Origin of the sequence: Serratia plymuthica, from assembly GCF_018336935.1 — a bacterium.
In the GTDB taxonomy this organism is placed as follows: Bacteria; Pseudomonadota; Gammaproteobacteria; order Enterobacterales; family Enterobacteriaceae; genus Serratia; species Serratia plymuthica_B.
Genome location: NZ_CP068771.1, coordinates 2,227,093 through 2,239,769 on the forward strand (window position 1 = coordinate 2,227,093; position 12,677 = coordinate 2,239,769).

Here is a 12,677-nt window from a genome sequence, read left to right on the forward strand (position 1 = left end):
CCCTGCAGATTAAGCCGATTTTACGTTGGCGAAGTTGATTGCCGGTTCCGGCAGGCCCAGGTTTTCACGCAGGGTTGAATAGTGGTATTCCTCGCGGAACAGGCCACGGCGGCGCAGCTCCGGTATGACCAGCTCGACGAACAGCTCCAGTTGGTTTGGCAGTACGGCGGGCATGATGTTAAAGCCGTCGGCGCCTTGCTGCTCCAGCCACAGCTGGAAGTCATCGGCGATCTCTTCGGCGGTGCCGACCACCACGCGGTGCCCGCGTGAGCCTGCCGCTACCGCAGCCAGTTCCCGCAGCGTCAGGTTTTCCCGCGCGGCCAGATCGGTCAGCAGTTTCACCCGGCTTTGGCCGCCTTCGGTTGCGCCCACGTCCGGCACCGGGCCGTCCAGCGGGTAGTCGCTCAGATCGAAGCCGAAGCGGGCGGAAAGCTGCTCGATACCGTTATCGATATCCACTAACTGATTCAGCTGATACCAGGTCTCCTGCGCTTCCGCCTTGGTGCGGCCGATAATCGGCATCACGCCCGGCAGGATCAGCAGGTGGTCCGGGTTACGGCCGGCCTCGGCCACGTACTTTTTCTGGCTGCGGTAAAACGCCTGGCCTTCCTCCAGCGTGGCGGCGGCGGTAAACACCACCTCGGCGGTTTCCGCCGCCAACTGCTGCCCGGCCGGTGAGGAGCCGGCTTCGATAATCACCGGGCGCCCCTGCGGGGAACGCGAAATATTCAGTGGCCCCTGCACCGAGAAGTGCTTGCCCTTGTGGTTGGCGGCGTGGATTTTTTCGTCGATAGCGTAGATACCCTGTTGTTTGTCACGCACGATGGCGTCTTCTTCCCAGCCGTCCCACAGCTTGTAGCTGGCTTCGAGGAACTCGCGCGCCACTTCATAGCGCTCGGCGTGCGAAGGGAGATCGTCACGGCTGAAGTTGCGCGCCGCATCGCTGGAGAAGGAGGTCACTACGTTCCAGGCGGCGCGGCCGTGGCTGATATGGTCGATGGACGCCATGGCGCGCGCCAGATGGAAGGGTTGGTCGAAGGTGGTGGAGGCGGTGGCCGCCAGCCCGATATGGCGAGTGTTGACCGCCAGCGCCGCCAGCAAGGTCAACGGCTCCAGGCGTGACATCGTCGAGGGCAAGCGGTGTACGCTGGTGGCCAGCGCGTCGCCGACGAAGAACATGTCAAAGGTGCCTTCTTCGGCTTTTTTGGCGATCCAGGTGAACCAGTCGATATCGGTCGGCGATCCACTGGCGCCTTCTGCGCGCCAGCCGCCGACATGGTGCCCCAGTGCCTGCACAAACAGGCCGAGACGTAATTGACGCGATGGTGTTGAAGGTGAAGTACTCATAATTATTCCTCTATTTATTATTGATTTAATAATGCGATTAGCCGTGCCGGCGCGCCGGGCTGCGTCAGTGCGCAGTCGCGAACCACGCGGTCGCCGTCCAGCTGCGGCAGCAGTTGCAGGATGTTGCGCAGCTTGGCTTCGACGTCCGTTGGGCGGGCGGCGGTTTGTTTTCTGGTGACAATGTCACTAAATTGCCGGCCGTCGTGCAGCGTCAGCGTCACGCGGTGGAAACGCAGCTCCGGATCCCTCTCATCCGGCGGGGCCGTCAGGTCGGCGTGCCGTTCCACGCGCGCGGCCAGCGCGGCAATCATGGGGTCGACGGGGTTTTCACCGTAATGCACCAGCGGCACGGCACCGCTATACAGTGCATCGGCGATCACATATTCCAGGCTGAAACGCGCTTCGACACCGTTTAGCGGGCGGCGAATATGAGGGGCGGTATCTGCGCCGGGCGGAAAGCTGACCTGAATGTGGCTGATGGCGGCAGGCATGTCGTCGGCGGCAATACCCTGTTCCAGCAAGCGTTCACGCAGGGCGAAGGCGGCCTCGGCCGCGCTGTGGGTGCCGCCGCAGGTCGGGTAACGTTTAAACTCCAGACCCGGTTGCAGGATACGCCACGGCGCGCCCCAATCTGCAGTTAACAGCTCCGGCCGCTGGCGGCCGTCACCGTGGGAACTTAACAGGCTGTCAATCACGCCTTCCGGTTGGCCGGCAAAGCCCGCTTGCGCCAGCAGCACGGCATTGACCGCCGCGCGCGCCGCCAACCCGGCGTGCAGCGGTTTGGCGGCCGAACCGAACTGGCTGCGCAGCCCGGCAGCCTGGGTCGCTGCCAGGCCGAGCGCAATCTGCGTCTGGTGCGGGGTTAATCCTAAATAGCGTGCGGCGGCTGCACTGGCGGCTACCGCGCCCAGGGTCGCGGTGCTGTGGAAACCCAACTGATAATGCTGGGTTCCGGCCGCCAGCCCCAATCGCCCGGCGGCTTCTACGCCGATCGTATAGGCGGTTAACAGTGCGGCGGCATCGTCGCGGTCACCGTTCAGCGCCAGCAAGGCAGACAGCACCACGGTCGTGGGATGGCCGCGCAGCGCAGGGTGGTAATCGTCGAAATCCAGCGAGTGGCTGACGTAGCCAAAATACAAGGCACGGTTCTCGGCGCCGGTAGGCGGGAACACCGATTTCACCGCCGCCAGCCCGGAATCCTTCAGCGCACCCTGGGCGATCGGCAATGCGCAGGCGAAGTAGTCCATCAGGCCGCGGCGGGCGGCTGACAGCGCGAGTTCATCAGGCTGGCTATCCAGCACCAGATGGGTAAATTGAGCGGTTATGAGCGATGACAAGAGTATAAACCCTGATTTTTTATGCGGTTATGAGCCGGCCTGCGATTCAGGTTTTATTGTGTGGTGATTTTTCTCGCCCCGAAAGAACGAACGGGACTTTCATATTTCAAAATGGAATAGCAGGGAAAGAAGCCGGCGCGGTGAGGCCGCCGGCAGGCGCTGCTGTGGCTGGCTTAGCTGATTTTGTGCAAAGCAAAGCCGGAATTGCTCTTAAGCCGCGTTGCGCCGTTAAGCCGGAAACAGCCGTTCGCTCAGCAGATCGATAAACACCCGCAGCCTGGGAGCCAGATGCTTGCTGGAGGGCCAGAGAATTTTAAAGCTGCCGGTATGGTGGCTATGTTCGCCGAGAACCTGCTGCAGCCGTTGCCCGGCCAGCGCCTGTTTCACGGCGAAATCGGGCAGGCAGGCGATGCCCTGGCCCTGTTCCGCCAGATAAATCAGCGTATCGACGGTATTGCATACCACGCTGGCGCGCAGGCCGTCGCCGAGGATTTTGTCCCAGTCCGCCACCGGCCAGCTTTCGACTTTTCCGGTGGTGGGAAATTTATACAGCAGGCAGGCGTGTTGGCGCAGATCGGCCGGCTGCTGCGGGATACCCGCCTGGCGTAAATAGCCGGGGGCCGCCACCAGTTGCAGGTGGAAGGTGCCTAATTGGCGGCTCATTAGCCGGGAATCTTCGGTTTCTCCGACGCGGATCACCGCGTCAAAGCCTTCCTCAATCACCTCAACCCGGCGATCGGAGAAATCCACCTCCAGCTCAATCTGCGGATATTGGCGGATAAACTCCGCCAGCACCGGATTCAGCAGGCTGCCTACCAGGGGCAAACTGACGCGCAATTTGCCGCGCGGCGCACTGCGGGTATCGCTCAATTCCTGTTCCGCCGCCGCCATTTCGCCGAGGATCCGCTGGCAGCGCTGCAAGAAAAGCGCGCCTTCCGCCGTCAGCGTCATGCTGCGGGTGCTGCGGTGAAACAGCCTCACGCCCAGACGCGTCTCCAGCCGGGCGATGCTTTTGCCGATGGCCGAAGCGGAAACCCCCAGCAAGCGGCCCGCCTCGACAAAACTGAGCGTTTCTGCTGCCTGAACAAAGGCCGAAACGCCTGCCAGATTATCCATATTTCCCCTATTGCGGACTCTTATGTCCGGTATGAAGGGAAATCTAGCCTGTTTTTCCGTTAATCGCCAGACTCTATTCTCGGTAGTTACAGAATTGACTGTCTACCTGGAGTGAGACCCATGAGTGAATGCAAGCTGGTTGCCAATACTATCGATAAAACTGTCGATCTGGCGCTGGAGGACAAACGGCTGATCGGCGCGGTGGTGTTGGTGGCGCAGGGCGGTGAAGTGGTTTATCGCCGTGCGGCGGGCATGGCGGACCGAGAGGCCGGCAAGCCAATGGCTGCCAATGCGCTGTTCCGACTGGCTTCGGTCTCCAAGCCTATCGTTTCCACGGCCGCGCTGGTGCTAATGGCGCAAGGGCGTTTGGGGCTGGAGGACCCGGTGACGCGCTGGTTGCCGGCTTTTCGGCCGCGCACCGCCGACGGGCGCGAACCGCCAATGACGGTGCGCCATCTGATGACCCACACCGCCGGGTTGAGCTACCGGTTTTTCCAGCCGGAACAGGGGTTTTATGCTCAGGCGGGAGTTTCCGACGGTATGGATGATGACCGGCTCAGCCTGGAAGAGAATCTGCGGCGTATCGCTTCGGCCCCGCTGTTGGCGGCGCCGGGAACCGAGTGGCGCTATTCGATTGCTACCGACGTGCTGGGCGCCGTGATTGAGCAGGCCAGCGGCTTGCCGTTGGCGGAGGCGGTTGAGCGGTTGGTGACCGGGCCGCTGGCGATGCGCGACACCGGCTTTATCGCCACGGATGCGCAGCGGTTGACGGTGGCTTACGCCAACCACCACCCCGAACCCCGGCCGTTGCAGCAACCCGATCGTTTGCCTTTCATCGAGGATACGGCCGGTTTTAATCTGTCCCCGGCGCGGGCGTTAGATGCTCACGCCTATGCCTCCGGCGGCGCAGGCATGGTGGGCTCGGCCGAGGATTTCTTGCGGCTGTTGGAAACCTTGCGCCAGGGCGGCGCGCCGCTGCTGCCAACGGCGTGGGTAACGGCGATGACCAGCAACCAGATAGGGGATCTGCCGATGCCATTCTGGCCGGGGCGCGGTTTTGGTCTGGGGATCACCCTGCTGAAAGATCCGCAGGCGGCACAGACGCCGGAATCGATCGGCACCTGGCGCATGGGCGGTACCTATGGTCACTCCTGGTTTGTCGACCCGGCGCGGCAACTCAGCGTGGTGGCCTTCACCAATACGGCGCTCGAGGGGATGGCGGGGGCGTTTGTCGGCGAGCTGTGCCAGGCAGTGTATGACGGGTTGGGAGAACCATGATGAAGATCCTGCCGCCGATTTTTTTCATCGCGCTGGGGCTGTTCGGCGTTTACTGCATCGAGTTTGGCGTGGTGGGCATTTTGCCGTTGATCATTGCGCGCTACGGGGTTTCAACCGCGCAGGCCGGCTGGCTGGTCGGCCTGTTTGCCGTGACCATCGCCTTGCTGGGGCCGCTGCTGGTGCTGCTGGCTTCGCGCTTCAACCGCAAGCGAATGCTGTTGATTTCGCTGGCCGTGTTCTCGGTGGTCAGCGTGCTGTCGGCCTATGCGGCCAGTTTCAGCACCCTGATGATCCTGCGTATCCTGCCGGCGCTGTTCCACCCGATTTATTTTTCGCTGGCGATGGTGGCGGCGGCATCGCTGTACCCCAAACAGCAGGTGACCCGGGCGACCGCTTACGCGTTTATCGGCACCAGCATGGGGATGGTGCTGGGGATCCCGCTGACCCACTGGATTGCCGGTCAGTTCAGCTATGAAGCCTCTTTTCTGTTTTGCGCATTGGTTAACCTGCTGGCGGGCGTCGGCCTGTTTTTCCGCCTGCCCGACGCCGCCACGCAAAGGCTCAGCTACGGCAAACAGCTGGCGATACTGCGCAGCGGCGCGCTGTGGCTGAATATTGCCGCCTGCGTGCTGATTTTCGCCGCCATGTTCTCCGTTTATGCCTACGCAACCGAATACCTGAGCCGACAAACCGCCATTCGCGAGCCGATGGTGGGCATCCTGCTGGTGATTTTTGGCGCAGGCGGGGTCGCCGGTAACCTGTTGGCCGGTAAGTTGCTGAACCGGAACCGGGTAGCGACCACTTTACTGCACCCGATAGTGCTGGCAGCCGCCTATCTGCTGCTGTATCGCTACGGCAGCGCCCAGACGGGGCCGATGATCGCGCTTTGCCTGTTCTGGGGCGCGGCGCACACCAGCGGCCTGATCGTGACCCAGATCTGGCTGACATCCGAAGCGCCACAGGCACCTGAGTTTGCTACCGGGCTGTATATCGCCTTTATCAATTTGGGCGTGGCGGTCGGTTCGGTGGTCAGCGGCTGGTTTATCGATGCGCTGGGCCTGCAGGGCAGCATTCTCTGCGGTGGGCTGTTCGCTGCGCTGGCGGTAGTGACGATTGCGGTTAAGATCGGGCTTTATCCACGGGGAACGGCCGCGGTGAGTGAAGGTATGGCCTGAACATGGTTATTGCGCAGTAAGTAGGGAGGCCGGACAAATCATTAATCGCCACTGTGAATACCCAGGGTGGCGATTAATTTTATACATGTTACTGGCGAGGATGGTTATTATAAACCGTTATAACCGTCCCAATAAGCGCCCGTGGCTTCTTTCGTAAAGACAGTATAAATCTTTTGATTGTGATCAATTTTATAGGTTTTATTTAATACGGTGTTATTAAGTTCCAGTTTGCTTTTAAATTCTTCGCTGGATAAGTAATCGGCTTTTGTTTTGGCCTCCGCGAGGGGTAAGTGGGCGTTACGATCGCATTTGCCCTGTTGGTAAAACTGATCAAACAGCGGCGTGCTGGCCTTGATGCTGTCTTGAACCAACGTCCTGACTGAAGGAGAGTTTTCGTTTGAGATTTGGTGAATATAGTGGGAGGCGTGTTTTTCGGCGGGGCTTTTTGTTGCGCATGCGGCCAGCATGAGGCAACCCAATGCCAACGCGCCGGCATTCACTCTTTTATTGCATTCCATTACCTTTCCTTTTGATAATTACAAATAGAGCGATGATACGGAAATAATGCTAACAGAACATTTTTATTTTCGTCAACAAATAAAGGCTGATAGTTGATTGCAATGTCGCTCTATTTATTTTAGTTATTATTCTGTTGCTGGTCTTTTTTATAGTGCGCTAATTATATCCTGGAGGGAACTGTTTTCGGGAAATATGACACGCATGCCCAGTCCAGGCTACCGCAATCCAGATATGGCGTCTGATGCATGAATAAACTGCATGTGCTGCGTCTTCCGCCTTACCAGGCAATGACATAGGCTGCTGACAGGTTCTTTCAGGAGGCAGCAACATGAAGTTTACCCTTAAATCCGGCGGCGCAGACCCAAGGTGGATCCTCGTCAGCCTTTCTCTTTCGATGCTGCTCTCTTCATTGGGCACCAGCATCGCCAACGTCGGTTTGCCCACGCTGGCACAGGCGCTCAACACCTCATTCCAGGCGGTGCAGTGGGTGGTGATCGCCTATCTGCTGGCCATCACCACCTCAATTATCGCTCTGGGCCGACTGGGCGACAGGATCGGCCGACGGCGTTTGCTGCTGGCGGGCATCGCGCTGTTCACCTTTGCATCTGCGCTGTGCGCCCTTGCGCCGAGCATCGGGGCGCTGTTTGCCGCCAGGATCGCCCAAGGGCTGGGGGCGGCAGTCATGATGGCGATGACCATGGCGCTGGTGGGCGAGGCTCTGGGTAAAGACAACACCGGCCGGGCGATGGGGCTGCTCGGCACTATGTCCGCTATCGGGACCGCGCTCGGGCCTTCGCTGGGGGGCGCGCTGATTTTTGGCTTTGGTTGGCGGGCGATGTTCCTGATCAATCTGCCGGTGGGCCTGCTGGCGTTTGTTCTTGCTTACCGTTACCTGCCGATCCCGGCTCGGGAACCGCAAAAACGGCAGGGCAGGTTTGATTACCCCGGCACCTTGTTGCTTGGGTTGACGCTGGCCAGTTATGCGCTCTCCATGACGCTGGGGCGCGGCGATTTCGGTTGGCTTAATCTGGCGCTGCTGCTGTGCGCCGCATTGGGGATCGGGTTGTTTGTTTGGGTGGAGAACAGCAGCCTATCGCCGTTGATTCAGCTGGCCATGTTCCGTCAGCCGGGGTTGAGTGCCGGGCTGATGATGAGCCTGCTGGTGATGGCGGTGATGATGACTACGCTGGTGGTGGGGCCGTTTTACCTGACGCACGGGCTGGGGCTGGCGGTGGATCAGGCCGGGCTGGCGATGTCGGCAGGGCCGATTACCGCCGCGGTGGTCGGCGTGCCGGCCGGCCGGTTAGTGGATAAGCTGGGGGCGCAAAAGATGACGGTCATGGGTTTGGCTATCCAGGCCACGGGCGCCGGTGTCATGTCGATGATGTCGATAAGGCAAGGGGTTTTGGGCTACGTGGTGCCGCTTTGCGTGATCACCCTTGGTTATGCGTTGTTTCAGGTCGCCAATAATACCGCGTTGCTTAAAGACGCGGCCCCTGAGCGGCGCGGGTTGATTTCCGGCATGATCAACCTGTCGCGCAACCTTGGGTTGATCACCGGGGCTTCTGCCATGGGCGCACTGTTTATGTTTGCCTCGAAAACGGCAGATATCAACGCCGCCGAGGCTGCCGCCGTGACCGCAGGTATGCATTTCACCTACGCAGCGGCGGCGTTGCTGGCGCTGGCCGCGTTGGGTATTGCCCTCGGCGGCCGGGCGCTTAGGGTTCGCTATTCGGCGCGCTGACGGCGTACCGTTCCTGCACAAACCCATTGTCGGAATGCGTCGCGGCGATCAGGCGCAGCTGTTGCTCTGCACCCATGGCACCAAACAGCGGGATGCCGGCGCCCAATAACAGCGGAACGCGCGTAATGGTCAGTTCGTTAATCAACCCGGCCTGCAGGAAACGCTGCACGCAATTGCCGCCATCGATATACAAATGTCGGCATCCTTCATTCGCCAACCGGGCGACGATGGCCTCAGGCGCGCCGGCCTCCCGCCTTACGCTGTGTTGCAGGTGGGGCGGGATGTCGAGCGCGCGTGACGACAAAACGATCACCGGCAAGGCGCCATAAGGCCATTCGGGGAAAGCGCTCACCTTTTCATAGGTATTGCGTCCCATCACCAAGGCATCGACGTCGGCGACAAACTCCTCGAAACTCAGCCCGTTGAGCAGCGATACGGCGTATTCAGGCCGCAATAGCCAATCGATATCGCCGTCTGTTCTGGCGATAAAACCATCCACGCTGGTGGCGATGTATACCGAACATTTTATCAAAGCAAGTCCCCGCGATAGGCCAGATGAATTTTGTTGCCGTCCGGGTCGCGCAGGTAAGCGCCAAAGTAACCTTTGCCGTAATTCGCGCGCTCACCGGGTTCACCCTCGGCGCTGCCGCCGGCCGCCAGGCCTGCGGCGTAGGCTGCCAGCACTTGATTCTCATTGTCGGCGGTGAACGCCACCATGCTGCCATTACCGGCGCTGGCGGGTTGGCCGTTATACGGCTCGTAGGCGTAAAATCGCGGCAAGGTCAGCCCCGGTTTTACCCAACAACGCGCGGCGGGGCCGCCATCGGGCGTTACCTGGCGCTGTATTAATCCCAGCGGCAGTAAAATGGCATCGTAAAATTTTGCGGCTTTGTCCAGATTGCAGACGCCTACGGTGATATGGCTAAACATCTCTTCTCCTTGTTCCGGGGGCCATTGCCTGTTTATTCATACTATCTCAAATAGACAAAAAAAAACGGCATTGCGCCTAATGCTGGTCAGTTAGCGTTTTTCTGCAGGTATGAGTGACGTTTTCGGTCGATAAAGGTGAGATGTCCCCTGAGGCCCACGGGCCTCGACCGAGCAAGGGACCCAGGGCGGAGTCCCTTACAACCCGCGCCTTTGCCCTATCAGACGGTTGGCTGAGCCAACGTTACTCGGCCCATCCCTGGGCCGCGCCTGCGTTCGGCGTCTTCAAGGGCGGCCAACATCCTGCTCATCTCACTATTTTCACTGTCTTTCATCACGCAACATCAAACTCAGGGCATAGGTTGCCCGGTGGCGGCCGATTCGGGTGTTGACCTTAGTGCGCATCACCGGCTGCCGAGCAAGACGGCGTTGTCAGGGGCAACCGGCCAGGGAAGGCCGGTTGAGGCGAGACAAACAGGGACGTTTGTCGTAGCCGACCCGCCCGACAACGCAGGTGCAGCGAGGGCATCCGCGCAGCGGACAGACGGTGTTAAGCGTAGGCGCGGGTGGAGGGGCCGCGCCTACGGCTCCTCCCATTGCCGTACATTGCGGCAGCAGAGAAATTCGGTGTATTGACGGCAATGCTTCCTGCACGGAGCGTACAGAGAGGGGATAAAAAATGCCAGTCAGGCTTAACCGATCGGCATTCAGCATTACGCCGGCCAATTTTCACCCCAGATACTCGATAATGGACAGACCGCCATTGTAATCCGTGCTGTAGATAATGCCCTGAGCGTCGACAAACACGTCGCAGGATTGGATCACCTGCGGGCGTCCCGGGCGTTTATCCATCATGGTCTGCGGCGCGGCGGGCACCAGCGCGCCGGTTTCTTTCGGCTGATAAGGGTTGCTGATGTCGTAGGCGCGGACGCCGGCATTTTGGTAGGTGGCAAAAATCAGCGTTGAGCTGACAAAGCTGCCGGGGCGGTTCTCATGCAGGTTGTGCGGCCCGAAGTGCGCGCCCTTGCTGACGTAATCCCGTTCATTCGGCTGCGGGAAGGTGGCGATGCTTATCGGGTTGGCCGGTTCGCGGATATCAAACAGCCAGATCAGCTTTTCGCCGTCCTCCTGGTTGTCGAGCACCGCCTCATCCAGCACCACCAGCAGATCCCGCTCCGGCAGCGGCAACGCGGTGTGGGTGCCGCCGCCAAAAGGTGGGCTCCAGTTGCGGTGGGCGATGAGCTGCGGCCGGCTGCGATCGCGAATGTCCAGCAGCGTCAGCCCGCCGTCGCGCCAACTGGCGTAAGCGGTGTCACCGCTGATAATGGCATGGTGCAGGGCGTAGCGTTTGCCCTCCGGCCAGGATGGCGTCTCGCCTGCGGCGCTGTGCATGCCCGGCAACCACCAGCGCCCGGCGATTTGCGGGTTGCGTGGGTCCGCCAGATCGACGGTCAGAAAAATATAGTCGCTGTAACCGTCAATCAGGGCGGAAACGTACGCCCATCGGCCACCGACATACCAGATACGGTGCACACCTATGCCTTCCAGCGCCAGAAAACCGATTTCCTGTGGCCGCTCCGGCGTGGAGATATCGAAAATACGTACCCCGGCGCTCCAGCCGCGGGCGTCGTTGCCTGACACCGTCTGGCTGATGGCGCGGGTGTAATACACTTTTTCGTCGGCAAAGCGGGCGTCGGCAAACAGGTCACGGGCGTTGATCACCAGCAGCAAATCGTCATGCGCCTGCAAATGCACGTTCCAGGTGCCGAGCGGCGCAGGGACAAAGCCGACGGCGCGCGGGTTTTTCGCATCGCGCACGTCGACGATGGAAAACCCCTGCGACACCATATGGCCGATGTAGGCGTAGCCCCGGTGAACCATCACCTGCACGCCATCGGGCCGTCCGCCCTGGTTGCTGTGGCCAATCAGCCGCATGTTGCGGCTGTATTCGGGATGGGGAAGCGGTTGCGATGCCATTGATCTTCCTTATTTTTTAGCCTGTTGCGCTTCAAGCGTGGCGAACCAGGGCGCAACGAAATCGTCCGATTTGCCCCAATCAGGGATCACCTTGGCCAGCGAGGCGACGTTGGTGGCTTCCGGGTGGCTCAGCAGCAGCGCTTGCGGAATGGCGGCGGCTTTAAACTCATAGGTTGCCGGGGTTTTCTCGCCGGCGATTTTGTTGGCCACCAGGCGCAGGTTAACGGCGCCGATCAGCTTGGGATCGACCGCCACGCTGAGCTTCCAGGCGCTGCCCTTGGCGCGCATCAACGCGAGATCCTGGTTCGAGATATCAATGCTGTAGAGTTTGATTTCGGTGCGGCCATTCTCCTGCAACGCTTTGTACGCGCCCTGGCTAAAGGCGTCCCAGGTTCCCCAGATGGCGTCGATTTTGCCTTTGGGGTATTTGGCCAGGATCGCGCCGATTTTGTTTGCCGTGTCGCCCTGAACGTCGGAAGACACCGCGCCGATAGACTCAAGCTCTTTGATGCCGGGTTGGTCGCGCAGCAGTTTCTGATACTGCGCCTGACGCCGCTCCATCGGCGGGAAACCCGCCACCCAAAGTTTGACGATGTTGGCTTTGCCGTCGAAGTCTTTCACCAGTTGGCCGAAGGAGAGATCGGTTAATGAAGCGTCATCCTGCTGGCTGACGGTGACGCCCGGGATGCTGCCCTGTACTGCGGTATCAAAGGCCGCCACCGCGATACCGCTGTCGGCAATGCGCTTGAGCAGGGCGGTTGAGTAAGGATCGCGCCCCTGCGACAGAATAATGCCGTCGTATTTCTGGCTGATCGCCTGGTTGACGAAGTCCTGGAATTTGGCGTCGTCGCCGTTGGTCAGGAAGGTATTGACCTGAAACCCCAGCTTGCGGCCTTCCTGCACCGCTCCGGTGACGAACTGCGTGGTATTGTCGTCCGAGCCGAGATTGCGGATCACCGCAATGCGGATCGGCCCCTGATGGTTGGCGATCGCCGCCGGAACCGGTGCGGCAACGGGGGCGGAGAAAGCGGGAAACACGGCGAACAGGCTTAACGCCAGTAATGAGGTGTTGAACAGTTTCATCAAGTTTTTACCCTGCGTGGTTAAGCATCATTAAAAAACGGGAGGACAATTCATCGTCACCATTGGAATGGTTTTTTTTACCGGCATGAATTGAGGCAGCCAGTTTCCACGGCGGTTGGGCGGATGACAATGAATGAAAAATCATAAGCTAATGCAAAACAGTATTAGTCATCG

At 60.0% G+C, this 12,677-nt stretch carries 11 protein-coding genes; 3 read left to right on the plus strand and 8 right to left on the minus strand.

Features of this window, described 5'->3' with window-relative positions:
• Positions 1-9 precede the first annotated feature (9 nt).
• The 3 genes from JK621_RS10620 to JK621_RS10630 form a co-directional block, all read right to left on the minus strand.
• The gene (locus JK621_RS10620; protein ID WP_212559753.1) at positions 10-1,347 is read right to left on the minus strand and encodes an LLM class flavin-dependent oxidoreductase; all 1,338 of its coding nucleotides are present in this window, start codon (positions 1,345-1,347) and stop codon (positions 10-12) included.
• Positions 1,348-1,364: 17 nt separating this feature from the next.
• A complete protein-coding gene (locus tag JK621_RS10625) occupies positions 1,365-2,684 on the minus strand; it encodes an MmgE/PrpD family protein (protein WP_212559754.1) in 1,320 nt (439 codons plus the stop codon).
• A gap of 228 nt (positions 2,685-2,912) precedes the next feature.
• Positions 2,913-3,800, minus strand: coding sequence for a LysR family transcriptional regulator (locus tag JK621_RS10630; RefSeq protein WP_212559755.1), 888 nt, complete (start codon positions 3,798-3,800; stop codon positions 2,913-2,915).
• A 120-nt stretch (positions 3,801-3,920) separates the two neighbouring features.
• Here JK621_RS10630 and JK621_RS10635 point away from each other — a divergent pair, with 120 nt between their 5' ends.
• Positions 3,921-5,078, plus strand: coding sequence for a serine hydrolase domain-containing protein (locus JK621_RS10635; RefSeq protein ID WP_212559756.1), 1,158 nt, complete (start codon positions 3,921-3,923; stop codon positions 5,076-5,078).
• Positions 5,078-6,253 (plus strand): MFS transporter, encoded by a 1,176-nt coding sequence (locus tag JK621_RS10640; protein ID WP_212560178.1) that lies wholly within the window; start codon positions 5,078-5,080, stop codon positions 6,251-6,253. The genes JK621_RS10635 and JK621_RS10640 overlap by 1 nt, the downstream gene beginning before the upstream one ends.
• A gap of 107 nt (positions 6,254-6,360) precedes the next feature.
• Here the strand turns inward: JK621_RS10640 and JK621_RS10645 are convergent, their stop codons facing one another.
• On the minus strand, positions 6,361-6,771 hold the full coding sequence (locus JK621_RS10645; protein WP_212559757.1) for an Exc2 family lipoprotein: 411 nt from the start codon (positions 6,769-6,771) through the stop codon (positions 6,361-6,363).
• Between the two features lie 329 nt (positions 6,772-7,100).
• Between JK621_RS10645 and JK621_RS10650 the strand changes: the two genes are divergently transcribed.
• Complete coding sequence (locus tag JK621_RS10650) at positions 7,101-8,516, plus strand: MFS transporter (RefSeq protein ID WP_212559758.1); 1,416 nt, start codon at positions 7,101-7,103, stop codon at positions 8,514-8,516.
• Here JK621_RS10650 and JK621_RS10655 read toward each other — a convergent pair.
• The 4 genes from JK621_RS10655 to JK621_RS10670 form a co-directional block, all read right to left on the minus strand.
• Positions 8,491-9,048 (minus strand): dihydrofolate reductase family protein, encoded by a 558-nt coding sequence (locus tag JK621_RS10655; protein WP_212559759.1) that lies wholly within the window; start codon positions 9,046-9,048, stop codon positions 8,491-8,493. The genes JK621_RS10650 and JK621_RS10655 overlap by 26 nt on opposite strands.
• Positions 9,045-9,446, minus strand: a complete 402-nt coding sequence (locus JK621_RS10660; RefSeq protein ID WP_212559760.1) for a VOC family protein — start codon at positions 9,444-9,446, stop codon at positions 9,045-9,047. The genes JK621_RS10655 and JK621_RS10660 overlap by 4 nt, the downstream gene beginning before the upstream one ends.
• Before the next feature lie 726 nt (positions 9,447-10,172).
• Positions 10,173-11,420 carry an LVIVD repeat-containing protein gene (locus tag JK621_RS10665; protein WP_212559761.1) on the minus strand — a complete coding sequence of 416 codons (1,248 nt, stop codon included), beginning with the start codon at positions 11,418-11,420 and terminating at the stop codon, positions 10,173-10,175.
• Positions 11,421-11,429: 9 nt separating this feature from the next.
• Positions 11,430-12,503, minus strand: a complete 1,074-nt coding sequence (locus JK621_RS10670; protein WP_212559762.1) for a sugar ABC transporter substrate-binding protein — start codon at positions 12,501-12,503, stop codon at positions 11,430-11,432.
• Positions 12,504-12,677: the final 174 nt, after the last annotated feature.